Genomic DNA, 26,559 nt, shown 5'->3' with positions numbered 1-26,559 from the left:
GCCCGCGGCGGAGTCAACCCAGCAGGGCCGCGGCGACCCGGCTGCGTGGCCGCTCAAGGAGGTCCGACATCACCGCACCGGCCCGGACGACCGCCATCAGGTCGACCCCGGTCCCGATCCCGAGGCCCGCCAGCATCCACAGCAGGTCCTCGGTGGCCAGGTTGCCGGTCGCCGAACCGGCGAACGGGCAGCCGCCGAGGCCGGCGACCGAGCTGTCGAAGCAGGCGACACCCGCCTGCAGTCCGGCGTACACGTTCGCGAGGGCCTGCCCGTAGGTGTCGTGGAAGTGCAGGGCCAGGTCTCCGGGTACGACGCCGGCGTCGCCGTGCGCGTCGACGACGGCGCGGACCTGTCCGGCCGTCCCGACGCCGATCGTGTCGCCCAACGACACCTGGTAGCACCCGGCGTCGACGAGGGCACGGGAGACGGCCGCGACCCGCGTCGGCGCGACCGGCCCCTCCCACGGGTCACCGAAGCACATCGACACGTAGCCACGCACGCGCAGTCCGTGGCTCCTCGCCTCGGCCGCCACCTCGACAGCGGCCGCGAGCGCCTCCTCCAGCGAACGGTTCAGGTTGCTGCGGGCGAAGGTCTCGGTGGCGCTGACGAAGACCGCGACGCAGCGCGCGCCGGCGTCGAGCGCGCGCTGCAGCCCCGTGCCGTTGGGGACCAGCACCGGGTGCGGGGTCAGGTCCGGGCCCAGGCCGGCGAGCACCTCGGCGGCGTCCGCCAACTGCGGGACCCAACGCGGCGAGACGAAGCTCGTCGCCTCGACCACCGGCAGGCCCGCCTCCAGCAGGGCGTGGATCAGCTCGACCTTGGCGGTGGTCGGGACGGTCCGCTTCTCGGCCTGCAGCCCGTCGCGGGCTCCGACCTCGTACACCGTCACCTCGGCCGGCAGGCCGGCCCCCGGATGGGGAGCCGGCAGGCCGAGGGTGTCCGCGCGTGCCGTCACAGCAGCACCGGCACGGTCAGGACGGAGACGTAGTACGCCATGCACTGCACCCCGACGTGCATGCCGATGACCTTGTTCAGGACGCCACCGACCAGGCCCACCGTCAGCATCACGACGACGCCCCAGACACCGCCCTCGTACATCGCGACGACGAGGACCAGACCCGCGAAGGCACCGACGACCGCCTCGTGGCTGAGGTTGCGCGCCACGAAGAGCGCCGCGCGGCGGGCATAGGTCACCGTCAGCGGGTAGGCGATCAGCGCGGCGGCGAGGACGCCGATCAGGCCGTACACCAGGAACTGCGTCGGGCTGAGGAGCGTGTGCAGGTTGTGGAGCTCGACGCCGTCGCCGCCGACGGTGAAGACGGGCGGGGCGTTGAACAGCGGGGCCGCGGCGCCGGCGGCGATCGGGCTGAGCGGCAGGCCGACGGCCACGAGCGGGATCAGCGTCTCCGCCAGATAGGTCGAGTCGGTCACGCCGTTGCGCACCGAGATCACTCGGGTGAGCCGCTGGTAGGCGTGCTTGACGCGGGCGCCGACGATGTCGCCGACCAGGATGGCCATCGCGAGCGGACTGACCACGAAGGTCAGGCTCGTGACACCGGCCGCGGCCGCGGTCGTCGTCGCCTCGGAGCGCGACAGCACCCGCAACGGGTTGCGCGGCGCGGCGGCGGCGGAGCCGTCGGCTCCGTCCTCGGGCGCCAGCCAGAAGGTGGGCCGGCGATCGCGCAGCAGGGACGCTCGGGTCAGCGGTGAGGCCAGGCCGACCAGGTCGACGATCATCGGCCCGACGGCGAGTCCCACGAAGAAGCTGATCGCCAGCGTCTTGCCCGTCTCGGCGGCGACGAAGGTGTTCAGGCCCGTGATCATCGCCGTCAGCGGCACCAGGGCGATCACCGACGCCCAGCGGCCCTTCGACAGATAGGCGATCGCGATCGCGATGACCGGGAACAGGTACGGGATGACCTGCTTGATGTCGTCGGCGATCGTCGCGAGCGCGCTGGCGGCGAGCACGGACACCGGGATCGCGATCAGCGCGGACAGCACGGCGGCCGAGACCATCTTGCGCAGCGCGATGTGCGGCACGCCGAGACGCCGCAGCGAGTTGGCCTCCTCCATCAGCGCGATCGCCATCGTGTCGCCGGGGATGCCCAGCAGGGTGGTCGGAACGGCGTGGGTCATGTGCTTGGCCGCGGCGCCCGCGATGAAGAACGTCAGTACGCCGGCCGGGGGCACGCCGAGCAGGACCACCGCCAGCGTCAGCGGGGCGAGGGTCGCCGTCTCGTCGGTGCCCGAGACGAGTCCGAGCAGGGAGAAGATGACGGCGCCGGCGAGGCCGGCGAGCAGTGCGGCTGTGATGCCGTCGAGCAGCTCGGCGCTCACCGCGCCGCTCCCGGCCCGGCGGCGTCGACGTGCGGCCCGTCGGGGTCGGCCTGCGCGGCGAGGCGGCGCTCGGCCTCCTCGAACACCTCCTCGAGGCCGAGACGGCGCAGCTCCTCGCGGCCGGCGTCGTCGAGATCGGACAGTCGCCCCATCCCGAGCGGCTGGCGCGCGATGTCGAGCGCGGCCTCGATCTGCTGCTCCCGGTCGAGGGTCTGCTCGCTGACGATCCGCTTCGGCTCGAACAGGCGCGCCGACACGATCGCGGCGACGAGGCAGGCGAACAGGCCCGCGAGCATGGCGTAGGTCTTGGCGAGGTCCTGGTTCTCCATCGTCGCGGAGAGCACTTCGCGCGCGACGAGGAACGTCGGCACGGCGAGTCCCGCCCCCAGCAGGACCGAGATCTTCACGTGGGTCTCGTTGACGGTGTCGCCCCACACCTCGACGAGCCCCGCCTCCGGCCCCTGCGAAGCAGAGGCGCCTACCTGTGACATGACCATTCCTTCCGTGGATCGATAGGGGCGCTCAGGCGCCCGCGATGTCGACGAACAGCGTGCGGGCCCGGGAGTACTCGCGGAGCGCCTCGGCGCCCTTCTCCCGTCCGTAGCCGCTGTCCCGGGTCCCGCCGAACGGGAGCTCCACGCCACCACCGGGCGCGTAGCCGTTGACATAGGTCTGGCCGACGTCGAGCGTCCGCGCGACCCGTAGCGCCCGGTCGACGTCCTGGCACCACACCGCCGCGGTGAGTCCGTAGCGGCTGTTGTGCGCGGCCGCGACCGCGGCGGCGTCGGAGTCCACCGGCGTGACGGCCAGCAGCGGCCCGAAGACCTCCTCGGCGAACAGCTCGGTGTCCTGGCCGACCTGGTCGAAGAGGACCGGCGGCACGAAGAAGCCACCGAGCGCCTCGGCGGGCGGCTTCGCCGCCGCCGCGATCACCGCGCCCTGCGCGGCGGCCCGGTCCAGGAAGCCGGCGACCCGATCGGCCTGCGCCCCCGAGACGACCGGGCCGACGGTCGGGTCAGTCAGCCCGGGTCCGAGCGTCGCCTCGGCGAAGTACGGGACGAGGGCGTCGACCAGCCGGCGGTGCAGCGACTCGTGGACGACGACCCGGGTGCCGGCGGTGCAGGTCTGACCGGCGTGGAGCAGCAGCGCGCGAGCGATCACGGGAGCCGCGCGGTCGATGTCGGCGCCCTCCAGGACGAGGTGGGCGGACTTCCCGCCGAGCTCGAGCAGGACGGGGCGTCCTCGATCCGCGCACGCGCGGGCGACCGAGCGACCGGTGACGACCGAGCCGGTGAACGACACGTGGTCGACCTCGGGATGCGCGGTGAGCGCGGACCCGGCCTCGGCGCCGCCCGGCAGCACGTTCACGACACCCGCGGGGAAGCCGGCCTCGCGCGCGAGTCGCGCGTAGGCCAGGGCGACCAGGGGGGCCTCGTCGGCGGGCTTGACGACCGTCGCGTTGCCGACGGCCAGGGCTGCGCCGACCGACCGCGCCGTGATCTGTGCGGGGTAGTTCCACGGGACCACGTGGCCGGTGACCCCGTGCGGGACGTGCTCCACCACGGCGAGAGAGCCGGCTCCGAGCGGGATCGAGTCGCCGAGGAAGCCCTCCACCACCGATCCGTAGAACTCGAAGTAGCGGGCGGCCGCGGTGATGTCGGCACGCCCCTGCGCCAACGGCTTGCCCGTGTCCCGCGTCTCCAGCCGGGCGAGCACCTCCTGGTCACGACGCACCAGGTCTGCGAGTCGTCGCAGCAGGGTGCCGCGTTCGCCGGGTGGCCGCGAGGCCCAGGCCGGCGCCGCGGCGCGGGCGGCCGCGACGGCATCCGCGATCTCCTCGGCGGTGGCACTGGCGACGGTGGCGAGCCGGTCGCCCGTCGCCGGGTCCACGTCGTCGTGCCACCCGTGCGGCTCGCGCACCTCGCCCGCGACGTCCAGCCCGAAGGCTCCGGGCAGGGGCGTGCGGTGGTCGTCGAGTGCGGGGCGCAGGCTGTCGAGGTCGGCGCGGTCGGTTGCGACCATGGGGATCTCCTTCTTCATCTGGTCAGCGGCCGGCGGGACGGACGATCGGCTTGATCTCGGTCATCGCCACCATCGCCTCCATCGCGTCGCCGAGGGTGTCGAGGTCGTAGGTGGAGCCGAGCATCCGGTCCCAGTCGAAGCGGTCCTGGTAGCGGTCGAGCGCGAGCATCGCCCGGTGGTAGTCGCCGATCGCGCCGCTCATCGAGCCGGTGACCCGGAGGCCGCGCGTCACGATCGTCGCGACGTCGACCGGCTGCGGCGCCCCGCCGAGCGTGCCCAGTACGACGTACCGGCCGTTGCGCGCCATCATCCGCACCCCCTCGCCGACGACGCCCGGCGCGCCGGCGAGCTCGAACGCCACGGATGCACCGCGGCCGGTGATCGACATGACCTCGTCGATGCGCCCGGCTGGGTCGGCGCTCGGGTCGACGAGGACGGTGTGCGTGGCCCCCCATTCCGCGGCCAGGTCGAGACGGTCCTGGGGGCCGCCCACCACCACGAGGCGGCGCGGGTCGGCGAGCGACAGCAGTGCCGTCGCGAAGAGTCCGAGCGGTCCGGCACCCTGCACGACGACGGTGTCGTCGCGATCGACCGAGCCGGCCAGGTCGAGGGCCTTGACCACCGTGCGGAGCGCACAGCTTCCCGCCGACGCCCAGGCCGAGTCGACGCCGTCGGGGATCCGTACCCGTCCCGCGTCGGGGCGGACCACGCCGTACTCGGCGAAGGTCCCCGTGAAGTGCGGCGGCACGGAGCAGTCGTTGAGATAGCCGATGTAGCGGTTCGAGCACAGGACCGGGGTCTGCTCGACCGTGCACTCGTGGCACCGGCCGCACGATGCGTGCGCCCAGACCACCCGATCGCCGATCTCGAGGGGCTGCCCCACGCTGTCGACGTCGGCGCCGTCCCCGATCTCGACGATGCGCCCGGCCATCTCGTGGCCGAGGATCATCGGCAGCGAGACGTCGAGGGACAGCTGCCCCTTCCAGGCGTGGACGTCGGACCCGCAGACCGTCGCCGTCTCGATCTCGACAACGAGGCCGCCGGCGTCCGCCCTCGGCCGGGGGAAGGTCTCGACGGTGAAGTCCTGGCCGAAGTCACGCAGCACCGCCGCGCGTCCTGTCGCGCTCATCTCGCCACCTCCTGATAGTCGTCGCGTCCATGCTCGCGCGCGGGCTCGGCCTCGAGCTCGGCGAGGATCTCGTCGGTGTGCTGGCCGAGGGCCGGCGCCGGGCCGAGCCGATCGGCGCCGCCCGCGGCGAGCGGGCCCCGTGTCATCACCACGCCGTCGTGCTCCGTGGTCAGCCCGAGCGCCCGGGCCTGCTCGCTGCGCGCCGCCTGGTCGGGATCGAGGACCGCCGCGACGAGCACCCCGTGCCGGCGCAGCCGGGCCACCACCTCCTCGACCGTGAGACGGCCGACCGCCTCCTGGACGACGAGCTCGACCCGGTCGCGATCGGTGACCCGGTCGGCGTTGGTGCGCCACTGCACCGCCTCGGACGTGGCAGCCAGGTCCAGCGCGGTCACGAGTCGTTGGAACATCGCGTCGTTGGTCGCCCCGAGGACGACGTGACCGTCGCCGGCCCGGAACGCCCGGTAGGGGACGATCGAGGGATGCGCGCTCCCCCACGGACGCGGCGCGCCTCCGCCGGCCGACGACGACGCGATCACCGTTCCCAGCGCGCTGACCGCGGTGGCGTACAGCGACACGTCGACCCGGCGTCCGCGACCGGTACGTCCCCGCTCGAGCAGCGCCGCGAGCACGCCGTTGATCATGGTCAGCCCCGTCGCCAGGTCGACCATGGCCACACCGAAGCGCACCGGCTCCCCACCGGGAACCCCGGTGACGCTCATCAGACCGGAGGCGGCCTCCACGATGACCTCGGTCCCTGCGTCGGAGGCGAGAGGGCCGGTGCGACCGAAGCCGGTGATGGAGGCGTAGACCAGCCGAGGATGGGCGGCCATGACCTCGTCCGCGGCGAGACCGAGCCGCTCGGCCACCCCGGGCCGGAAGTTCTCGACGACGACGTCGGCCGTCGCGAGCAGGCGGTCGACCGTACGGCGTCCCTCCGCGGTCGTGAGGTCGATCGCGATGCTCCGCTTCCCGCGGTTCACGGCGTGGAAGTAGGCACTCGAGTCGCCGACGAACGGCGGGCCCCAGGCCCTGGTCTCGTCACCGGACCCCGGCATCTCGACCTTGATGACATCGGCGCCGAGCTCCGCGAGCGACATCGTGGCGTACGGGCCGGCGAGCACGCGGGTGAAGTCGAGCACGCGGACGTGGGCGAGGGGGCGGAAGTCGTCCGACGACGGAGCCGGGGGGACGGGAACGGGGGTCATCTCTCACTCTCTCGGCGACGTCGGGCGTCGCCTCTGCCTGGTGGCGCCGGTCACGTCGGGCGCTATGACGACCGTCACCGTATGCACTGGGCATTTTCTCTGCACGCCTCAATGCACATTGATTGATGCGCACAGCGGCATAATGTCCGGATGCTCGTCCCCCGCGACCTCGACCTGCGCACCCTCCGCCTGGTGCTGGACGTCGCCCGGCAGCGGAGCTTCACGATGGCCGCGGAGCGGGCGCACCTGTCGCAGAGTGCGCTGAGTCGCGCCGTGAACGACGCCGAGCGACGCCTCGGCATCCGGCTGTTCGACCGTACGACGCGCTCCGTCGAGCCCACCCCGGCCGGACGCGAGTTCGTCCGCATCGCCACCCGCCTCGTCGCCGACCACGAACGCGGCATGCGGGAGTTCGCCCTGTTCCGCGACGGGGCGGGAGGACTGGTCCGGATCTCGGCGCTGCCCTCCGTCGCGGCGACCCTGCTGCCCTCACTCGTCGCGCGGCTGCGCGTGGACGCCCCCGACGTCACGATCGACATCCACGACGTCCTCGCCCACGACGCGATCGAGGACCTCGTCGCCGGACGGGCGGACCTGGCGATCGCGGGCGACGCCGGCCTTCCCGCCGGCACGGCCTTCGCCCCGCTGCTGTCCGACCGGTTCCACGCGGTGCACCCCCACGATCACCGGTTCGCCGACGGCGACACCGTGACCTGGCGCGAGCTGGCGGAGGAGACCCTGGTGATGTTCGGGCCGTCCTCGAGCCTGCGCATCCTCACCGATGCGACCCTCGGCGCACTGGACGCCCGGCCCGCCGACACGATCGAGGCCCAGAACATCGCGGTCATCGCCGGCCTGGTCGCTGCCGGGCTGGGCGTCGCGGCGGCACCGGCGACCGTCCTGCCCCTGATGGCCTTCGCCGACCTCGCCGCCACCCCGCTCGCCTCCCCCGAGGTCGACCGCACTCTCGGGATCGTCACCGTCCCCGACAGGTCGACCTCACCGGCAGCCGGGCGGGTCATCGCGACACTGGGCACGATGTTCGCCGACGGTGCTTCACGAGCCGGCTGACCCGGCCGGAGCGGCTACACCAGCGCTGCGCGCAGCCGTCCGGCGATCTCGCGTACGGCGGCACGACTGCTCCGGCCGACACCCACGATGTTCAGGAAACCGTGGACCTGGTCGACGTACCGACGCAGCTCGACGTCCGCACCCGCGTCGGCCATCCGGCGGGCATACGCCTCACCCTCGTCCCGGAGCGGGTCGAAGCCCGCGGTGGCGACGTACGCCGGCGCGAGCCCCTCGGGGAGGTCGATGTCGAGCAGGTTCATCCGCTCGTCGTCCTGGTCCTCGGTGCGGGGCAGGTAGCTGCGGTTGAAGGAGGCGATCGACTCCGCCGTCAGGTAGAGGCCCTCGCCGAACAGGCGCAGGCTGTCGGTGGCGCGGTCGGCGTCGGTGCACGGGTAGACGAGCAGCTGGAACGCCAGCGGGAGACCGGCGCGGGCGGCGACGATCGCGGTGTAGGCGGCGAGATTGCCTCCGGCGGAGTCACCGCCGACGCCGACCCGGTCCGGGTCCACCCCGAGCTCGGCGGCGTGCTCGTGCACCCAGCGCAGTGCCGCCTCGGCGTCGTCGAAGGCGGCCGGGAACGCGGCCTCCGGACCGACGCGGTACTCGATCGCCAGCACCCGCACGCCCGACCTCTCGGCGAGCACCCGGCACGGCGCGTCATGGGAGACCAGGTCGCCGTACAGGAAGCCGCCGCCGTGGAAGAACAGCAGCAGTCCCCGCCCGGCGGGTGTCGACGGCTCGTACAGGCGGGCCGGCAGGTCGGCGACCGCGAGATCCCGGATCCGGCCGATCGGCTGGCGCCCACCGGCCAGGACGGCGTTCTCACGCATCGCCGCCCGGCCCTGGACGACGCCCTCGCCGGCGAGGTCTCCCCTGCGGGCCAGGCGCTGCATCGTCAGCATCAGGTGCAGGTCGGCCGCCAGCGTCTGCCCGTCGAGGACGAGGGTGCCGCCCGTCATCAGCCGCTGCACCCGGGGCGGCAGTCCCATCAGCGTCGTCAGCGCCCGGGCCTCGACGGCGGTTCGCATGCTCACGGGAGCCAACATACTTCGGGTACGGCCGTCCCCGCAGGCGACACCTGCCGTTCACCGGCAGGTGCCACACTCGCGAGCATGTCGACCGAGCAGCAGCCGACGTCCCTCGTCCCGGACGCCGACACCGGCACCCTGACGGCCGTTCCCGACGACCGCGCCGACGGCCTCCAGGGGCACGGCTACACCCCCGATCCCGCACTGGTCGAGGCGATCGGGGCGACCGACCACCGGTTCGTGGACCGGGAGCTGTCCTGGCTGCGGTTCAACGAACGGGTGCTCGAGCTGGCCGAGGACACCGAGCTGCCACTGCTGGAGCGGGCCCGGTTCCTCGCGATCTTCACCAGCAATCTCGACGAGTTCTTCATGGTCCGCGTGGCCGGTCTCAAGCGCCGGATCGCCACCGGTCTCGCGGTCCGCGCGGCCAGCGGCCTGATGCCCCTGGAGGTGCTCGAGGCGATCTGGCGCGCCTCTGCCGAGCTGAGCCAGCGCCACGCCCGGGTGTTCCACGACGACGTGATCCCGGCGCTCAGCGCCGAGGGCATCGACCTGGTCCGCTGGGCCGACCTGGACCGCGACGAGCAGAAGGAGTGCAAGCGGCTGTTCAAGGACCGGATCTTCCCGGTGCTGACCCCGCTGGCGGTCGACCCGGCGCACCCCTTCCCCTACATCTCCGGGCTCTCGCTCAACCTCGCGGTCGTGCTGCGCAACCCGAAGTCGGGCAAGGAGCTGTTCGCCCGCGTCAAGGTGCCCTCGAACTTCGACCGCTTCGTCGCGCTCGGCAACGCCCGCTTCGTCCCGCTGGAGGACGTGATCGGCGCGCACCTGCGTCGCCTCTTCCCGGGGATGGAGGTGCTGGAGGCGCACACCTTCCGGGTCACCCGCAACGAGGACCTGGAGGTCGAGGAGGACGACGCCGAGAACCTCCTCGCCGCCCTGGAGAAGGAGCTGCTGCGTCGCAAGTTCGGCCCGCCCGTGCGGCTGGAGGTGGAGGAGTCGATCGCGCCGTCGGTGCTCGAGCTGCTCGTCTCCGAGCTCGACATCAGCGAGAACGAGGTGTTCCGGCTGCCCGGGCCCCTCGACCTGCGGGGCCTCCACTCCATCGCGGACCTGCCGCGCGAGGACCTGAAGTACCCGTCCTTCGTGCCCAGCACCCACACCCGCCTGGCCGACTTCGAGTCGGCCGCGCCGGTCGACGTGTTCAAGGCGCTGCGCCGTCGTGACGTGCTGCTGCACCACCCCTACGACTCGTTCGCCACGTCGGTGCAGCGCTTCATCGAGCAGGCGGCGGCGGACCCGCACGTGCTGGCGATCAAGCAGACGCTCTACCGCACCTCCGGCGACTCGCCCATCATCGACGCCCTGATCGACGCGGCCGAGGCCGGCAAGCAGGTGCTGGTGCTGGTCGAGATCAAGGCGCGCTTCGACGAACAGGCCAACATCCGCTGGGCCCGCAAGCTCGAGCAGGCCGGCTGCCACGTGGTCTACGGGCTGGTCGGCCTGAAGACGCACTGCAAGCTGGCGATGGTGGTCCGTGACGAGGGCGAGCAGGCGGGAGGCATCCGCCGCTACACCCACATCGGCACCGGCAACTACAACCCCAAGACCTCGCGGATGTACGAGGACCTCGGCCTGCTCACGACCGACGACACCATCGGCGAGGACGTCGCCCACCTGTTCAACAACCTGTCCGGCTGGTCCCGCAAGGCGACCTATGAGGAGCTCCTGGTCGCCCCCGACTCGGTCCGGGCCGGCCTGGTCGAGCAGATCCATGCCGAGATCGAGCACCACCGGGCGGGGCGGCCCGCCGGGATCCGGTTCAAGGCCAACTCGGTCGTCGACGAGGAGACGATCGACGCGCTCTACCTCGCCTCCTGCGAGGGGGTGCCCGTCGAGCTGCTGGTCCGCGGCATCTGCGCCCTGCGGCCCGCCGTGCCCGGCCTCAGCGAGAACGTCCGGGTCCGCTCCATCCTGGGCCGCTTCCTCGAGCACAGCCGGATCTTCTCCTTCGAGGGCGGCGGCGAGCCCGTCACCTGGATCGGCTCGGCCGACCTGATGCACCGCAACCTCGACCGTCGGGTCGAGGTCCTGGTGCGCCTGCCCGGGGCCAGCCGCGACGAGGTACGGCGCCTGCTGGATCTCGCGTTCGCGCCGACGACCCAGGCGTGGGAGCTGGGCGCCGACGGCGAGTGGAAGCGGAACGCCGGCACCGTCCACCTGCAGGAGACACTGATCGAGCAGCAGCGGAGGCGTCGTACCACCGCCTGAACGGCCCCTGACCTGCGACAACGGGTCGTGGTGCTCCGCACCACAGACCGCGACATCGCCCGCAGTTGCGTTCACGCGCTCGTGGTCCCCTAGCATGAGGCCGTTCGCCACCGCCTCAACGGGAGTCCATGTGGGTCTGCGTCTGCGTCCGGTCGATACATCCTTCTACGACCTCTTCACCCAGTCGGCCCAGCACCTCGTGGGCGGCGCCGAGCTCCTCGCGGAGATGCTGTCCGAGTCCTCGGACAAAGCGAACGTCGCCGAACGGATGCGTGCCGCCGAGCACGCCGCCGACGAGACGACCCACGCGATCGTCAAGAAGGTCAACAGCACCTTCGTGACGCCCTTCGACCGCGAGGACATCTACGACCTCGGGTCGGGCCTCGACGACGTCATGGACATGATGGACGAGGCGGTCGACCTGATCCTGCTCTACGAGGTGCAGGTGGCGTTCCCGGCCGAGCTCTCCGAGCAGGTCGAGGTGCTCCAGCGCTGCGCCGAGCTGACCGCGGCCGCGATGCCGCGTCTGCAGTCGATGCAGTCGCTCGACGACTACTGGATCGAGATCAACCGCCTCGAGAACGCCGGCGACCGCAACCACCGGCGCACGCTCGCCAAGCTGTTCTCCGGTGAGTACGCGACCATCGAGGTGCTCAAGCTCAAGGACATCGTCGAGTCCCTCGAGGGCGCCATCGACGCGTTCGAGAAGGTCGCGAACATCGTCGAGCAGATCGCCGTCAAGGAAGGCTGACCGGTCCTCCCATGACCCTCACCCTGGCGATCGTCATCGCCGTGGTCGTCATCGCGTTGGCGTTCGACTACACCAACGGCTTCCACGACGCCGCGAACGCGATCGCGACCTCGGTCTCGACCCGCGCCCTCACGCCGCGGATCGCGCTCACCCTGGCCGCGCTGATGAACTTCATCGGCGCGCTCCTCGGTCAGGAGGTCGCCAAGACGGTCGCGGACGTGATCACGATCGAGGACAAGAGCGGAACACTGCTCGTCGGCGTGCACCACGGCCTGGTCATCGTCATGGCCGGTCTGCTCGGAGCGATCATCTGGAACATGATCACCTGGTACTTCGGCCTCCCGTCGTCCTCCTCGCACGCCCTCATCGGCGGCCTGGTCGGCGCGGCGGTCGCGGGCGGGGTCAGCGTCAAGTGGGACACCATCCTGCAGAAGGTGCTCATCCCGATGGTCATCTCGCCGCTGTTCGGCTTCTGTGCGGCCTTCGCGGTGATGACCGCCATCTTGTGGATCTTCCGCCGCGGCAACCCGCACCGGATCAACCGCGGCTTCCGTGGCATGCAGACGATCTCCGCCGCGGCCCTCGCGCTCGGTCACGGCCTGCAGGACGCCCAGAAGACGATGGGCGTCATCCTGCTGACGCTGGTGATCGCCTACCCCGGCGACTACAGCATCGACCACCTCCCCATCTGGGTCGTGCTCGCCGCCGCGGGCGCCATCTCCGCTGGCACCTACGCCGGCGGGTGGCGGATCATGCGCACCCTGGGCCGCAAGATCATCCACCTCGACCCGCCGCGCGGCTTCGCGGCGGAGTCGGTCGGCGCGGGCGTGCTCTACACGACCGCGTTCGTCTTCCACGCCCCGATCTCGACCACCCACACCATCACCTCCGCGGTGATGGGTGCCGGCGCGACGAAGCGGCTCTCCGCGGTCCGCTGGGGCATGGCCCGCACCATCCTGCTGGCCTGGGTCTCGACGTTCCCGGCAGCGGCGGGCGCCGCGTGGGGCTGCTACGAGCTGCTCCGCCTCGTGCTTCTCTAGTCTGGCCGAGCGTGTCGCCTATCGAAGGCTGCGCACGGACCCTCCGGGCCCATGCTTGCCTCCGATGCGCTCCGCGCGGTCGCCACGCTGCCGGCCATGTGGCCGGTCGCTCAGCCGACGGTGAGCGAGTAGCCCCTCCCCCGGATCCGGCGTACGTCGGCGACGGCTCCCAGCCGCGTCCTCAGCCGGGTGACGTGCATGGCGATCGTGTTGCCGCCCGGGCGCTTGCCGTCGGTGCCCCACAGCGCGTCCCGCAGCTCGTCGTCGGTGACCACGCCGGGCGAGGCGAGCATGAGCGCCCGCAGCAGCTCGAACTCCTTGAGCGGCAGGTCGGCGATCCGCTCGCCGTTCACCCGCACGCTGTACGCCGTCGCGTCGAGCGCGAGCGCGCCGATCTCGAGCCGGGCGTGCTCGGCGAGCGAGCGCGGCGCGTGGGTGAGCAGCTCCCACAGGTGCTGCGGCACGTAGGGGCGCACGACGACGGCCGAGGCGCCGGCCAGGATGAGTGGCCCCACCCCGTCCGCTCCGGTGCCCGCGATCGAGCAGGTCCCCGCGATGACGTACGGCGCCCCGTGCTGCCGGATCACGCCGACGAACTCCTCCGCCGGGATGCCCGGCGCCTCGGAGGTCACCACGACCGCGTGGGGATCGGTGCGCCCGAACTCCACGAGAGCGTCGAGGGTCGACCCGACCCAGGTCACGTGCACGCCACGGCCGGCCATCGCCTCCGCGAGCGCACCCCCGTCGTCGGTGGGGTCGACCACGAGGAGCTGTGCTCCCGAGGACTCGACCCAGCGGTGGAGGTAGGCGCGCACGGACTGGCGACGGACGTCTCGGCGCCCGTCCCGTGTGCCCATGGTTGTGTGGCGGCCCGGCTCAGCCGAAACGACCGGAGATGTAGGCCTCCGTCGACGGGTCGTCCGGGTTCGCGAACATCTTCTTGGTCGGGTTGAACTCGACCAGGTGACCCGGCTCGCCGGTCGCCTTGAGGTTGAAGAAGCCGGTGTCGTCGGAGACCCGCGCCGCCTGCTGCATGTTGTGGGTGACGATCACGATGGTGAACTCGTCCTTGAGCTCGTGGATCAGGTCCTCGATCGCCGAGGTCGAGATCGGGTCGAGCGCGGAGCAGGGCTCGTCCATGAGCAGGATCTGCGGCTCCACCGCGATCGCGCGGGCGATGCACAGGCGCTGCTGCTGGCCGCCGGAGAGACCCATGCCCGGCTTGTTGAGCCGATCCTTGACCTCGGTCCACAGGTTGGCGCCGCGCAGCGACTTCTCGACGACCTCGTCGGCCGCGGACCTCTTCATCTTGCCGGCGTTGAGCTTGAGGCCGGCGAGGACGTTGTCGTAGATCGACATCGTCGGGAACGGGTTCGGCCGCTGGAAGACCATGCCCACCTGGCGGCGTACGGCGACCGGGTCGACGTCCTGCTCGTAGAGGTCCTGCCCGTCGACGACGATCTTGCCCTCGACCCGCGCGCCCGGGATCACCTCGTGCATCCGGTTGAGCGAGCGCAGGAAGGTGGACTTGCCGCAGCCCGAGGGGCCGATGAACGCGGTGACGGCGCCGGCGCGGATCGTCATGTTGACGCCCTCGACGGCGAGGAAGTCGCCGTAGTAGATGTTGACGTCGGAGACGTCGATGCTCTTGGCCATGACTGCTTCTTTCTGAACCCTGCTGGTCATTTGGTCCGGGGCGCGAAGATCTTGCCGACGATGCGTGCTGCGAGGTTGAGCACCATCACGATGACGATGAGGATGAAGGCGGCCCCCCAGGCGATCGCCTCGGCGGGGGCGTCGCCCCGCAGGTTCTGTCCGTAGATGAGGACCGGCAGGGTCGTCATCGCGCCGTCGAACACGTTCATGTTGGTGCGGTCCGTGGCGCCGGCGATGAGCAGCAGCGGGGCCGTCTCGCCGATCACCCGGGAGGTCGCGAGCGTGATGCCGGTGAGGATGCCGCCCAGCGCCGTGGGGAGCACGATCCGCACGATCGTCTTCCACTTCGGCGTGCCCAGCGCGTACGACGCCTCGCGCAGGTCGTCGGGCACGAGCATCAGCATCTCCTCGGTGGCCCGCACCACGATGGGGATCATCAGCAGCGAGAGCGCGACCGATCCTCCGACCCCGGACACATAGGCCGGGCCGAAGATCAGCGTGAACAGCGCGAAGGCGAACAGGCCCGCGACGATCGAGGGGATGCCGGTCATGACGTCGACCAGGAAGGTGATCGCCTTGGCCAGCTTGTTGCCCTTGCCGTACTCGATCAGGTAGATCGCCGCCATCACGCCCACCGGCACCGAGATGACCGCGGCGCCGAGGGTGACCAGCAGCGTGCCGATGATCGCGTGGTAGACGCCGACCGGCTGGTCGATCTGCGTCTTGAAGAACGAGTAGCTGAGGAAGGTGCCGTCGATCCGGCCGGCGCCCTTGGCGATGACCCGCCAGATCAGCGACACCAGCGGGACCACGGCGATCGCGAAGGACGTCCAGATCAGGCCGGTCATCAGCCGGTCGGTGGCGCCGCGGCGTCCTTCGATCACCAGCGACCAGACCGGCAGCGCGACCAGGTAGGCGACGGCACCGAGGATGACGGCGCCGACGATGCCGAGGCCGAGCACGAGCAGCAGCGCGCCGAAGGCGGCGGCGATCCCGCCGACGACGAGAGGCGCCTGCTGCGGCAGCCGCGGCTGGACGAGCGGGACGTGGACCCGGGTCTGCACCTCTTCGAGGGTGGTCACTTCGCCATCCGCCTCTCGCTGCGGCCCACGATCCAGCGGGCGAGGAAGTTGACCAGGAAGGTCATCAAGAAGAGCACCAGACCCGTCGCGACGAGGACGTTGAGGAGGTCGGCGCTGCGCTCCTTGTACTTGAGCGCGATATTGGCCGCGATCGAGGTCGGGCTCGAGGTCGCGATGATGTTCCAGGAGAGGTCGAAGCCGACCGAGAGCACCATCGTGACGGCCATGGTCTCGCCGAGCGCGCGGCCCAGGCCGAGCATGACCGCCGAGACCATGCCGGAGCGGGCGTACGGGAAGACCGTCATCCGCACCATCTCCCAGCGCGTGGCACCGAGGGCCAGGGCGGCCTCCTCGTGCAGTCGCGGCGTGCGCGAGAACACCTCGCGGGTGATGGCGGTGATGATCGGGAGGATCATGATCGCGAGCACGATGCCGGCGGTCAGCACCGAGCGACCGGCCGGGTTCGGCTCGCCGAACAGGTTGCCGACGACCGGGATCGGGCCGAGGTTCTCGTGCAGCCACTCGTGCATCGGCACGAGCTTCTTCGCGAGGAAGAAGGCGCCCCACAGGCCGTAGACGACCGACGGTACGGCGGCGAGCAGGTCGATCACGTAGGCGACGGGTGCGGCGATCCACCGCGGCGCGTAGTGGCTGATGACCAGCGCGATGCCGAAGGAGAGTGGTACCGCGATGATCAGCGCGATGATCGAGGCGGTGAAGGTGCCGACGAGCAGCGGGACGACGTACCCGAGGAAGCTCTCGGCGTGCGGGCCGTAGACCTCCGCCGGCTTGGTGAAGCCGGATGCGCCCTTGACCGCGAGGAACACGAAGACGCCGGCCAGGGCGGCCAGGATGGTCAGGCCGGCCGCGAGGGCGCTGCCGGCGAAGATCCGGTCGCCGACTCCGGCTCGGGCGCTGGCCCAGTTCGCGGAGGCCTCCTCGGCCTCGGCGGTGGGTGCTGTCACTGGTTCACCTCATGCTCGGGTGCTGATCGAGTGCTGATCGAGTGCTGCTCGGGTGCTGCTCGGGGGTGGGTGCGAGGGGTGAGGAGGGCTGCCCGTCCTCACCCCTCACAGAGCTCACTGGGCGGCGATGCCCGCCACGATCTCCTGCGCCTGGGCGGCGGTCTCGGGCGCGAGCTTCGCGGAGCCGGCGAAGTCGGCCGACTCGGCCTGCCCCTCGTCGGAGACGATGTAGCTCAGGTAGCCCTTGACGTTGTCCGCCTCGGCCTGGTCCTCGTAGGTCTCGCAGGCGATGAGGTAGGACAGCAGGATGACCGGGTAGGCGCCGGCCTCCGTGGTGTTGCGGTCGACGTCGACCGCGATGTCGGTCGCGTCGCGTCCCTCGACCACCGGTGAGACGGCGACGGTCTTGGCGGCGCCCTCCGGCGACGGGGCGACGTACTCCTCGCCGACCTTGACCGAGACGACGTTCAGGTCGCCGGTCTGGCTGGCGTCGGCGTAGCCGATGGCCCCCTCGGTGTCGCCGATCTGCTTGACGACGCCCGACGTGCCCTCCGCGGAGAGGCCGCCCGAGACCGGGAACGCGTCCTCGGCCTCGTAGCCCCACGCCTCCGGCGCGACCTTGCCGAGATAGTCGGTGAAGTTCTTGGTGGTGCCCGAGTCGTCGGCGCGGTGGACCGGCGCGATCTTGAGGTCGGGCAGGGTGGCGTCGGGGTTCTGGTCCGCGATCGCCGGGTCGTTCCAGTTGGTGATCTTGCCGTCGAAGATCTTCGCGATCGTGTCGGCGTCGAGGTTGAGGGTGTCGACGCCCGGGAGGTTGAAGGCGACCGCGATCGAGGAGATGTACGCCGGGACCTCGATGACGTTGCCGCCGCAGCGCTCCTTGGCCGCCTCGAGCTCCTCGTCGGCGATGTAGGAGTCGGATCCGGCGAAGGACAGGGCGCCGCTGGTGAACTGGCTGCGGCCGTCGGTCGAGCCGAGCAGCGCGTAGTCGATGGTGAGGCCGTCGTTCTGGCCCTGGAACGCGGTCTTCCAGGCCTCCTGGGCCTTCTCCTGCGACGTCGCGCCGCCACCCTTCAGGTTGCCGCTGAGACCGCTGCCGGTGTCACCGTCGTCGCTGCCGCCGTCCTCGTTGGACGCGCCGCAGGCGCTCATCAGCAGGGCCAGAGCAGCGATACCGGGCACAGCGGCGCGGCGGATGGACTTGAGCTTCAAGGAACTCGCCTCTCGGAGGTGAGGGGCATCGGTTCCCGCCCCTCGATACGTAGTAGGACGAGCTTGAAGTTAGGCAGCGTCGGTAACACAACTCCCCGACCGATCTGAACGAACGGTGAACAGTGGCGGTCGGGGCGGGGCGCACGGTGTTGAGTCGTCAGTTCTGACCCGTTGAGTCGTCGGTTCTGACTCGCTGAGTCGTCGGTTCTGACTCGCTGAGCCGTCACTTGTTGAGCAGAGCTCACCGGCGACGAGTCAACGGGTCAGAGGTGACCGCTCAGCAGGTCAGAGGTGACGACTCAACGGGTCAGAACTGACGACTCAACGGCCAGGGACGGTGGCGCTCGACAGCGACCACGCGGCTCTTGCGCACGTGCAGCACGAGCGCCTCGGCAAGTGCCAGTCCGCACTCGGGGTCGAGCTCGACCCCCGCGGCGTCGTACACGAGGGGCAGGACCGGACGGTGGGTGCACAGGACGCTGCCGGCCTCGGTCGCGAGCAGGTCGTCGACGACCTTGGCGACCGCCTTCGGCGTGGCGTTCTCCTCGCTCAGCCGCGGGCGCAGGTCCAGCGGGAAGCCCGCGGTCTCGGCGTAGGGCCGCACGGTCTGCACGCACCGGGTGCTCGTCGACGTGACGACCCGGGTGACGTCGTAGGCCGCCAGGAGCGGCACCAGGCGGTCCGCCTCGACCTCGCCGACCCGGAGCAGCGTGCGGCCGGCGTCCGGGCCCCGCCACGCGCTCCGCGAACGGGCCCGGGCGTGGCGGAGGACGACGACGGCGTGGGTCCTGCGGCGCACCTTCAGGGCCGCCGCGAGCGTCTCCCGGTCGCGCTCGTAGGTCAGCCGCTGCGGTGCCTGGTCGACCGGCATCCAGGCGACGTCGTCGATCTCCTCGTTGGGCCGGTACGCCGACACGTCGTCGTCGCCCACGACCCGGCCCGTCCAGTAGTGGACGGTCTTCATCCGGCGGGCGACCGGGTACCGCTGCGACACCAGCGGGGGTCCCAGCCGGACGTGGACACCGGTCTCCTCGGCGACCTCACGGACCGCCGCCGCGGTCGGGTGCTCGCCGCGGTCAAGCTTGCCCTTGGGGAACGACCAGTCGCCGTACTTCGGGCGATGCACGAGCAGCACCTCGCGTCCGGGACGGAACACGACCACGCCGGCAGCGAGGATGTCGGGCACGGACCCAGCGTAGAGGCCTGCCGCCTCCGAGGTCCCGCCGGTGGTTGCGATGTTGCGTCCGCGTCGTCGCATCCACGGCCAAGGACCGTGGTGATGCGGGTGCGCCGGTCCTCAGCGGGCTCAGCCAACGACTTGACCTGCTTGTCCGGACACGTCCAGCGCGGTCCAGGCAAGTGCGGTGGCGGCGTCCAGCAGGGCCCGCTCGGCGTCGGCGCCGATGCAGCGGGCGGCGAACTCGGGCTGGTGGTTGAGCGCGGGGAGCGAGCCGATGCCGATGTAGGGATGGATGGCCGGCACGACCTGGGACACATTGCCCATGTCGGTCGAGGCACGGTTCATCCGGCGCGCGGGGGTGCCCGGGTCGAAGGTGCGGCCGAGGGTCTCGGCGTTGCGACGGTACGCCGCCAGGGCCGGGACGTAGGTGCGGAACTCGGCGTAGGGCTTGCTCTCCGGCGTGACCTCGAGGTGGGCGCCGGTGGCGAGAGCACCGGCCTCGAAGCAGCGGCGGACCCTGTCCTCGGTCTCCGCGAGAGCGGCGAGCGAGTCGGCACGCACGTACCAGCGGCCCTCTGTGTGCGCGGGGATGGCGTTGGGCGCCTCGCCGCCGTTGGTCATCACGCCGTGGACCCGGGCGCTCGGCGGCAGTTGCTGACGGAGCAGGCCGATCGCGACCTGGGCGATGGTGAAGGCGTCGGCAGCGTTGACCCCCTGCTCCGGGTAGGCCGCGGCATGCGCCGCCTTGCCACGGTAGGACACATGCGAGTGGGAGACGGCGAAGGGCTCGGCCTCGGCGACGTCCACCGGTGCGGGGTGCGCCATCATCGCGAGATCCAGGCCGGCGAACGCGCCCCGGTCCAGCAGCTCGATCTTGCCGCCGCCGCCCTCCTCGGCAGGGGTGCCGTAGACCTCGATGGTGAGACCGGCGGCATCCGCCAGCGGTGCGAGCGCACGTGCCGCGCCGACCGTGATGGCGGCGATCAGGTTGTGCCCGCAGGCGTGACCCAGGCCGGGGAGCGCGTCGTACTCCGCGCAGAGACCGAGCCGGAAGGGGCCGCTGCCGAAGGTGGCGAGGAAGGCCGTGTCCAGCCCTAGGTACGCCGGCGTCACGGTGAAGCCGGAGTCGTCGAGCATCGCGGCCACCCAGCGCGCGGACCGGTGCTCCTCCCAGGCCGTCTCCGGGTGCGCGTGGAGTCGCTCGGAGAGATCGATCAGCAGCTCGGCATCGGCGCGCACGGCGGCCGCGACGTGGTCCCGCACCGGATCACTCGTCCCCGGCCACGCCGTACGACGGCGCGGCGGTCGGGTCCAGGGCGCGGGTGACGTAGTCGTCGCGCTGCGGCAGCCACATGTCGAGCAGGGAGCGCAGCTCGCCGAGGGGATCCTCGCTCCAGTCCACCCGGAGGTCGGTGACCCGCCAGGCCACATCGCGCACCACGGCGAGCCCGGCCGAGTGGATCGGTCCGGCCTCACCACCAGCGGCGAGTCCGGCGGCGAGGGCGCCGAGCAGCCGTTCCTCGAGATCGCCGGACGCGGCCTCGAAGCCAACGACGACCGCGTCGACCACCGACCTGTCGGCCAGCAGGTTGCCCGCGGCCACGACGCCGCTGCCCACCACGTGGTGGTGGACCCCGAGCGATCCCGATCCCGAGAAGGCGGCGCCCGTGCCGTCCGGGGCCAGGACGGCGAGCTGCCGGTGCTCCACCAGATCGCGGTCCCGTGTCACCGCGGCCAGGGCGGCCGCCGGATCCTGTCCCGACTCGAGTGCGTCGAGCAGCGCGACGCCCAGGCGCGGGTCGGTGACGTTCTGGGACGCGGCGCCGCCGACGCCTGGGCGCAGGTGCACGCACCGGGCCGCCACGGCCGGGCTCGACGAGGTGACCGCGATGCCTACGCCGCCGCGGCCGTCGGTGCCGAGGACCGAGAACGTCACCGGGTCGCCTCCGGGATCACGGCGATGGCATCGACCTCGACCAGCCACTCCGGTCGTGCCAGCGCGGACACCACCAGACCGGTCGAGATCGGGTGCACGCCCGTCGTCCACCGGCCGATGGCACGGTAGACCGCCTCGCGGTAGCGCGGGTCGACGATGTAGACGGTGAGCTTCACCAGATGGGCGACCTCGGAGCCGGCCTCCTCCAGCAGCATCGCGATGTTCGCCATCGCCCGGTCGGCCTGCGCCTCGACGTCGCCGACGCCGACGGAGGCGCTGGTGTCGAGGTCCTGTCCGATCTGCCCGCGCACGTAGACCGTGTTGCCGGCGACGACCGCCTGGCACAGGTCGTTGTCGAGGCTCTGCTCGGGATAGGTGTCCCGCGTGTTGAACGGGCGGATCCGGGTGTGGCCGCCCGCGACGATGGGCTCGTTCACGTCAGGTGCTCCTTGCTCTCGTTGCTGGGGCCGGCCGGGTGCGGCCCGCGTGGGCTCAGGTGTTGTCGAACCAGGTCGTCTTGACCGCGGTGTAGTTCCTGAGGGCGTGGAGGGAGAGGTCCCGGCCGATGCCGGACTGCTTGAAGCCGCCGAACGGGGTGGTGACGTCGAGGGCGTCGACGGTGTTGACCGAGACGGTCCCCGCACGCAGCGCCGCGGCGACGCGGTGGGCCCGGCGCACGTCGTCGGTCCACACCGAGGCCGCGAGGCCGTAGACCGAGTCGTTGGCGACAGCGACGGCCTCGTCCTCACCGCTCACCTCGATCACCGCGAGGACCGGGCCGAACACCTCCTCCCGCGCCAAGGTCGCCGAGGGAGCCACCCGGTCCACGATCGTGGGCGGGACGAACGCCCGCGTGGGCGCACTGGCGAGGGTGGACCCGCCGAGGAGGACCCGGCCATCCCGGGCGGCGAGACCGATGGAGCGGCGTACCCGGTCGGCGTGGGCCTCGCTGACCAGCGGTCCCATCGTCGTGGCGGGGTCCAGCGGGTCGCCGGGGATGATCCGGGCGGCGCGCTCGAGGACCTTCTCCATCAGCGACTCCCTGACCGTGCGGTCGACGACCAGCCGGGAGTTCGCCGAGCACACCTGGCCCTGGTTGGTGAAGATCCCGGCGCAGACGCCGTCCGCCACCGCGTCGAGGTCGGACACCCCGGCCAGGACGAGGTTGGCGCTCTTGCCGCCGCACTCGAGCCAGACGGCCTTCATGTTCGACGCCCCGCTGTACTGCAGAAGGCGCTTGCCGACCTCGGTGGACCCGGTGAACGCGATCGCGTCCACGTCGGGGTGCAGGCCCAGCGCGCGTCCCGCGACCTCCCCCGCTCCCGGTACGACGTTGAGCACTCCGTCGGGCAGCCCGGCCTCGGCCGCCAGCTCGGCGAGCCGGAGCACGGACAGCGGCGTCTCCTCGGACGGCTTGAGCACCACCGAGTTGCCGGTCACGAGCGCCGGCGCGAGCTTCCAGATCGCCGTCTCCAGCGGGTAGTTCCACGGCACCACGACGCCTATCACGCCGAGCGGCTCGGTGGTCACCAGGGCCAGGTGGCCGGGCGCGGTGGGGGCCACCTCGCCGTAGACCTTGTCGACGGCTTCGGCGTACCACTGCAGGATCGCGGCGGTGCCCGGCACGTCGACCGTGGACGTGTCGGCGATCGGCTTCCCGCCGTCGAGGGTGTCGAGGAGCGCGAGCTCGTCCGCGTGCCCGCGCACGAGGTCGGCGAGCCGGAGCAGCACGGCCTTGCGATCGCCGGGCGCCTGCTTGCGCCAGCGACCGTCCTCGAAGGCACGTCGGGCCGCCGCGACAGCGTCGTCGACGTCCGCCGCGTCGGCCTGGGCGACCCGCGCCAGCACCGCCCCGGTCGCCGGGTCGACCGTCGGCGCCCGGGACCCCGTCGCACCGTCGACGAACCTGCCGCCGATCCAGAGCCGGTCCCGGGGCTCGATCCGGGCGGCGATCGCGCGCCACTCCTCGACGGACTTCGACATGGGATGCGGCCCTTCTGGCTCAGGCGGGGTCAGGACTGCGGGACGGAGAGGCAGAAGGACTTGAGGAACGGCTCCTCGACCCGGAACACGCCGGACCAGCCCTTCTCCATCACGTAGCTCTCGCCGGTGGTGAAGGTCTGCGTCGTCCCGTCGTCGGCGGTCAGCGTGAGCCGGCCCCGCAGCACCGTGCAGAACTCGTTGCCGACGTAGTCGTCGAAGCGCTCGGCGTAGGGCTGCGCCTCCCAGACGCCGACGGTGCAGCTGCCGTCGGGCGTGGTCAGGTAGAGATACTCGCGCTCCTGGGGGTCTCCGTCGATGAGCGCGGCGGCGGACACGTAGCTGCAAGGGGTCAGCTCGCTCTCCGGCGGCGGACCGGCATAGGTACGGCGGGCGTCGGGCATGGGTGTTCCTCTCGTTGGGCGACCGGGGGTCACTGGTGGGGGAAGGCGGGGTGGTAGACGGTGGGCGAGAGCCGGGTGACCTCGCGCCGGAAGGGCACCTCGTCGGAGGCGGGGAGCGTGGCATCGAACTCCTCGGCGAAGCGGCGGCCCGACCACACCGCCGCGGCGATGGTGCCGGGCGCCCAGGCGTCGCCGATGCCACGGACGCTGGCGAGCGTGCTGCCCAGCGACGCCTGGAGCTCGTTGAGCAGCGACTCCTCCGGCAGGCGCGCGGTCACCATCACCACGCTGTCGGCGGCCAGGGGCGCGCACCGGTCGGTGAAGACGTTCATCGTGACGACGTGGTCGGCACCGACCTCGGTCACGGTGTGGTTGCACCAGGTCGTGACGCCGGCCTCGAGCACCCGGCGCTGGATCTTGGCGACCTCCATCGTGTTGACGGTCCACGAGGACACGGTGGAGGCCGGGGTGACGAGGTGGACGTCGTACCCTTCGGTGCTCAGCAGCTCCGCGAGCACCCCGCCGAGGTAGTAGTGGTCGTCGTCGAAGAGCACGACACGTCGGCCGCGGGGACGCATGCCCGCCATCAGGTCGTCGGGGGTGAGCACCTCGGCCGCGTCGTGGACGGCGACCGGCTGGGTGTGCCAGCGCGCGACGCCGTCGCGGCGCCAGACGGCGCCGGTGGCGACCGCGACGTGCTCGAAGCCGAACTCCGCGATGTCCGCGGCGGTCATCGGGCTCTCCCGGTAGACGTCGACCAGCGGCAGGGCGTCGATCGCCTGCTGCCGGTGGTCCAGGACCCGGATCCAGGCCGCGAGGCCGGGCAAGCGCGACTCCTTGGCCACGCGGCCACCGAGGTCGCGTGTCGCCTCGACCAGGGTCACCTCGTAGCCACGCTCGCCCAGCGCCCGCGTCGCCTCGAGGCCGGACGGTCCGGCGCCGACGACGAGGATCCGCTTCGCGGACTCCCGCGGCCGGATGAACTCGGGGTGCCAGCCGCGGCGGTACTCCTCGCCCATGCTCGGGTTCTGCGTGCACCTGATCGGCGACATGGTGAAGTCGCCGGACACGCAGAGGTTGCAGCCGATGCACTCACGGATCCGCTCGAGCTGGCCGGCGCGGATCTTGTTGGGCAGGAAGGGGTCGGCGATCGACGGCCGGGCGGCGCCGATCAGGTCGAGGATCCCCGACCGCACCTGGCGCACCATGAGGTCCGGTGAGGTGAAGCGACCGACCCCGACGACCGGCTTGGAGGTGAGCTCCTTGAGGCCGGCGACGTACCGCTCCTGCTCGCCCTCGGGCCCGAACCGGGAGGTGTTGCTGTCGTCCTCCCAGCTGCCCATCACGAAGTCCCACAGGTCGGGATGCTCCCCCAGCTCGCCGAGCACCTCCTCGATGTCGGGCCGGGAGATGCCGGCCGGGCCGAGCAGCTCGTCGACCGTCAGGCGGCAGGCGACGGCACCCCGGCCGGCCACCTCCTCCTGGGTCTCCTCGAGGATCTCGCGCAGCAGCCGCATCCGGTTCCGGGCGCTGCCGCCGTACTCGTCGGTGCGCTGGTTGTAGCGCGGCGACAGGAAGTGGTGGATGCCGCCGAGGGCGTGCCCGGCGTACACGTAGACGATGTCGTACCCGGTGTCGATCGATCGGCGTACGGCGTTGCGGTGCCACCGCCGCAGGTCCGCGATGTCCGCCTTCGACATCGCCCGGGCCTGGACCGGGTCGGCGGTGAAGGTGGCGACCGGCAGGTGCGCGGGCCCGATCGGGGCCTCACGGCTGTAGAGGTTCGGGGCGTTGAGGCCGTTGTGCGCGAGCTCGATGCCGGCCAGCGAGCCGCCGGCGTGGATCGCCTCGACGATGCGGGCCAGCGCGGGCAGGTCCTGGTCGTCCCAGATGCGCAGCTCGATGAAGGGCGCGATGTCGGAGGTCGGGTGGATCTCGACCTGCTCGGTGCAGACGACGCCCCAGCCGCCCTCGGCCTTCACCCGCCGCATCGCGGCCTGGGCACTGGGATCGCGGTAGCCCATGCCGTTGCAGTGGGGCACCTGGTAGAAGCGGTTCCTCGTCGTGAGCGGTCCGATCGCGACCGGCTCGAACAGGACGTCGTACCGGCCGGCCGTTGTCTGCTGGACCACGGGCTGCGCCTCCTCCGGGAGCCGGTGTCGGCGCGCAGCCGCCCGGCTGCGCAGTTCTGGCGACAGCGTGGCCGGCCCCGTCGGTCACCCCGCTGTCCAGAAGCGTAGGGAGGGCACGACCCACTGTCGAACAGATCTAATTGTCGCCGAACATCGATGCAATCGATCCAGTGGCAACCAGGTCGTCGACGATCTCGCGCACGGCCGACATGCGCCGGGTGGGGCGCACTCCGGCGGCCTTGATCAGCACCACGTCGAGCGACGCCGCCTCATGGGAGATCGCCACCGGAACCACCGCCTGGTGGTCGAGACTGCCGTCGTCGCGCGGGCGCGCGTTGAGGACCGTGTACGCGAGGCCACGGGCGACCAGGGCGCGGCAGGTCTCGGTGCTGGTCGATCGATAGCGGATCGTGGGGTGCAGCCCGACGGCCTGGAACAGGCCGGCGAAGTACTCCCGGCTGTAGGGCAGGTCCAGCAGCGCCAGAGGATCGTCGGCCAGGTCCGCCAGCTTGATCCGCTTCCGGCCGGCGAGCCGGTGGGTGCGCGGCAGGAGGACGTAGGGGCGCAGGGAGTACAGGCGCGTGGTCTCCAGGCGCGGGTCGGACGTGAGGTCGTAGCCGATCGCCAGCTCGAACCGGCCGTTGCCGATCCCCTCGACGAGCTCGGCCAGGTCGACCTCGCTCGTGGTCACCTCGAGCATCGGCAGCCGGGCCGCGACGGCGGCGAGCACCTCGGGCAGGACGTACGGCGCCAGGACGCCGAAGCAGGCGAGGTGGAAGGTGCCTGTCACGTCCTTGCCCAGTCCGCGGGCCTCGTCGGCGAGCTCGGCCGCCTCCCGCAGGAGGCGGCGGCTCCCGGTGAGCAGCTGCTCCCCCGCGGGCGTCAGCGAGACGCCGCGGGCGTGGTGGCGCAGCAGGAGCTGGACGTCGAGGGCGCGCTCGAGCTCGGCCAGCGCCGTCGAGAGCGCCGACTGCGAGAGATGGATCTGCTGCGCCGCCGCGGTCACACTGCCCGCCTCGGCGACCGCGACGAAGTACTCGAGCTGCCTCAGCGTGTAGGTCCCCGCCATGTCGATCCTCCGCCTCGCCGCGGTCATGGGATGCACGAAGCCTAGTTGGCCATCGGCAGTGCCGATGCCGTGGGGCTTTGGGATCG

Annotated in this window: 24 protein-coding genes; 4 read left to right on the top strand and 20 right to left on the bottom strand. The window is 71.6% G+C overall.

The window, feature by feature from the left end:
- Positions 1-13: 13 nt before the first annotated feature.
- From KVF89_RS26890 to KVF89_RS26865, 6 genes are read right to left on the bottom strand one after another with little or no spacing between them, the layout of a single operon-like run.
- A complete protein-coding gene (locus KVF89_RS26890) occupies positions 14-955 on the bottom strand; it encodes a hydroxymethylglutaryl-CoA lyase (protein WP_257430205.1) in 942 nt (313 codons plus the stop codon).
- Complete coding sequence (locus tag KVF89_RS26885) at positions 952-2,337, bottom strand: tripartite tricarboxylate transporter permease (protein ID WP_257430204.1); 1,386 nt, start codon at positions 2,335-2,337, stop codon at positions 952-954. Before KVF89_RS26885 ends, KVF89_RS26890 begins: the two co-directional genes overlap by 4 nt.
- Positions 2,334-2,828, bottom strand: a complete 495-nt coding sequence (locus KVF89_RS26880) for a hypothetical protein (protein WP_257430203.1) — start codon at positions 2,826-2,828, stop codon at positions 2,334-2,336. The genes KVF89_RS26885 and KVF89_RS26880 overlap by 4 nt, the downstream gene beginning before the upstream one ends.
- 31 nt (positions 2,829-2,859) lie before the next feature.
- Complete coding sequence (locus KVF89_RS26875) at positions 2,860-4,359, bottom strand: aldehyde dehydrogenase family protein (protein ID WP_257430202.1); 1,500 nt, start codon at positions 4,357-4,359, stop codon at positions 2,860-2,862.
- A gap of 22 nt (positions 4,360-4,381) precedes the next feature.
- Complete coding sequence (locus tag KVF89_RS26870) at positions 4,382-5,488, bottom strand: zinc-binding dehydrogenase (RefSeq protein ID WP_257430201.1); 1,107 nt, start codon at positions 5,486-5,488, stop codon at positions 4,382-4,384.
- Positions 5,485-6,696, bottom strand: coding sequence for a CaiB/BaiF CoA transferase family protein (locus KVF89_RS26865; protein ID WP_257430200.1), 1,212 nt, complete (start codon positions 6,694-6,696; stop codon positions 5,485-5,487). The genes KVF89_RS26870 and KVF89_RS26865 overlap by 4 nt, the downstream gene beginning before the upstream one ends.
- Before the next feature lie 150 nt (positions 6,697-6,846).
- Here KVF89_RS26865 and KVF89_RS26860 point away from each other — a divergent pair, with 150 nt between their 5' ends.
- On the top strand, positions 6,847-7,767 hold the full coding sequence (locus KVF89_RS26860; protein ID WP_257430199.1) for a LysR family transcriptional regulator: 921 nt from the start codon (positions 6,847-6,849) through the stop codon (positions 7,765-7,767).
- Positions 7,768-7,781: 14 nt separating this feature from the next.
- Here KVF89_RS26860 and KVF89_RS26855 read toward each other — a convergent pair whose 3' ends face one another.
- A complete protein-coding gene (locus KVF89_RS26855; protein WP_257430860.1) occupies positions 7,782-8,795 on the bottom strand; it encodes an alpha/beta hydrolase in 1,014 nt (337 codons plus the stop codon).
- Positions 8,796-8,879: 84 nt separating this feature from the next.
- On the opposite strand from KVF89_RS26855, the gene KVF89_RS26850 reads away from it, so the two are divergent.
- The 3 genes from KVF89_RS26850 (at position 8,880) to KVF89_RS26840 (ending at position 12,857) form a co-directional block, all read left to right on the top strand.
- A complete protein-coding gene (locus KVF89_RS26850; RefSeq protein ID WP_257430198.1) occupies positions 8,880-11,066 on the top strand; it encodes an RNA degradosome polyphosphate kinase in 2,187 nt (728 codons plus the stop codon).
- Positions 11,067-11,196: 130 nt separating this feature from the next.
- Positions 11,197-11,817, top strand: a complete 621-nt coding sequence (locus KVF89_RS26845) for a DUF47 domain-containing protein (protein ID WP_257430197.1) — start codon at positions 11,197-11,199, stop codon at positions 11,815-11,817.
- Positions 11,818-11,828: 11 nt separating this feature from the next.
- Positions 11,829-12,857: an inorganic phosphate transporter gene (locus KVF89_RS26840; RefSeq protein WP_257430196.1), complete on the top strand. Its 1,029-nt coding sequence runs from the start codon at positions 11,829-11,831 to the stop codon at positions 12,855-12,857.
- Between the two features lie 110 nt (positions 12,858-12,967).
- On the opposite strand, the gene KVF89_RS26835 is transcribed toward KVF89_RS26840, so the two are convergent.
- From KVF89_RS26835 to KVF89_RS26775, 13 genes are all read right to left on the bottom strand, one after another.
- Positions 12,968-13,714, bottom strand: a complete 747-nt coding sequence (locus KVF89_RS26835) for a winged helix-turn-helix transcriptional regulator (RefSeq protein WP_257430195.1) — start codon at positions 13,712-13,714, stop codon at positions 12,968-12,970.
- Between the two features lie 19 nt (positions 13,715-13,733).
- On the bottom strand, positions 13,734-14,513 hold the full coding sequence (gene pstB / locus KVF89_RS26830; RefSeq protein WP_257430194.1) for a phosphate ABC transporter ATP-binding protein PstB: 780 nt from the start codon (positions 14,511-14,513) through the stop codon (positions 13,734-13,736).
- 26 nt (positions 14,514-14,539) lie between these two features.
- A complete protein-coding gene (gene pstA, locus KVF89_RS26825) occupies positions 14,540-15,595 on the bottom strand; it encodes a phosphate ABC transporter permease PstA (protein ID WP_257430193.1) in 1,056 nt (351 codons plus the stop codon).
- The gene (gene pstC / locus KVF89_RS26820; protein WP_257430192.1) at positions 15,592-16,560 is read right to left on the bottom strand and encodes a phosphate ABC transporter permease subunit PstC; all 969 of its coding nucleotides are present in this window, start codon (positions 16,558-16,560) and stop codon (positions 15,592-15,594) included. The genes pstA and pstC overlap by 4 nt, the downstream gene beginning before the upstream one ends.
- A 114-nt stretch (positions 16,561-16,674) precedes the next feature.
- Entirely contained in the window at positions 16,675-17,772 is a 1,098-nt protein-coding gene (gene pstS, locus KVF89_RS26815; protein WP_257430191.1) for a phosphate ABC transporter substrate-binding protein PstS, read from the bottom strand.
- Between the two features lie 307 nt (positions 17,773-18,079).
- Entirely contained in the window at positions 18,080-18,958 is an 879-nt protein-coding gene (locus KVF89_RS26810) for an NUDIX hydrolase (protein ID WP_257430190.1), read from the bottom strand.
- Between the two features lie 120 nt (positions 18,959-19,078).
- On the bottom strand, positions 19,079-20,215 hold the full coding sequence (locus tag KVF89_RS26805; RefSeq protein WP_257430189.1) for a M20 family metallopeptidase: 1,137 nt from the start codon (positions 20,213-20,215) through the stop codon (positions 19,079-19,081).
- A 4-nt stretch (positions 20,216-20,219) separates the two neighbouring features.
- Positions 20,220-20,888, bottom strand: coding sequence for a DUF1028 domain-containing protein (locus KVF89_RS26800; RefSeq protein WP_257430188.1), 669 nt, complete (start codon positions 20,886-20,888; stop codon positions 20,220-20,222).
- Positions 20,885-21,325, bottom strand: a complete 441-nt coding sequence (locus KVF89_RS26795) for a RidA family protein (protein WP_257430187.1) — start codon at positions 21,323-21,325, stop codon at positions 20,885-20,887. The genes KVF89_RS26800 and KVF89_RS26795 overlap by 4 nt, the downstream gene beginning before the upstream one ends.
- Before the next feature lie 55 nt (positions 21,326-21,380).
- Positions 21,381-22,871, bottom strand: coding sequence for an aldehyde dehydrogenase (locus KVF89_RS26790; protein WP_257430186.1), 1,491 nt, complete (start codon positions 22,869-22,871; stop codon positions 21,381-21,383).
- Between the two features lie 29 nt (positions 22,872-22,900).
- Positions 22,901-23,272, bottom strand: a complete 372-nt coding sequence (locus KVF89_RS26785) for a cupin domain-containing protein (RefSeq protein ID WP_257430185.1) — start codon at positions 23,270-23,272, stop codon at positions 22,901-22,903.
- A 29-nt stretch (positions 23,273-23,301) separates the two neighbouring features.
- Positions 23,302-25,404, bottom strand: coding sequence for an oxidoreductase (locus KVF89_RS26780; protein ID WP_257430184.1), 2,103 nt, complete (start codon positions 25,402-25,404; stop codon positions 23,302-23,304).
- Positions 25,405-25,540: 136 nt separating this feature from the next.
- Entirely contained in the window at positions 25,541-26,473 is a 933-nt protein-coding gene (locus KVF89_RS26775; protein ID WP_257430183.1) for a LysR family transcriptional regulator, read from the bottom strand.
- Positions 26,474-26,559: the final 86 nt, after the last annotated feature.

Source organism: Nocardioides carbamazepini (assembly GCF_024614185.1).
Classification (GTDB): domain Bacteria; phylum Actinomycetota; class Actinomycetes; order Propionibacteriales; family Nocardioidaceae; genus Nocardioides; species Nocardioides carbamazepini.
This window is presented reverse-complemented; position numbering and strand designations above follow the sequence as displayed.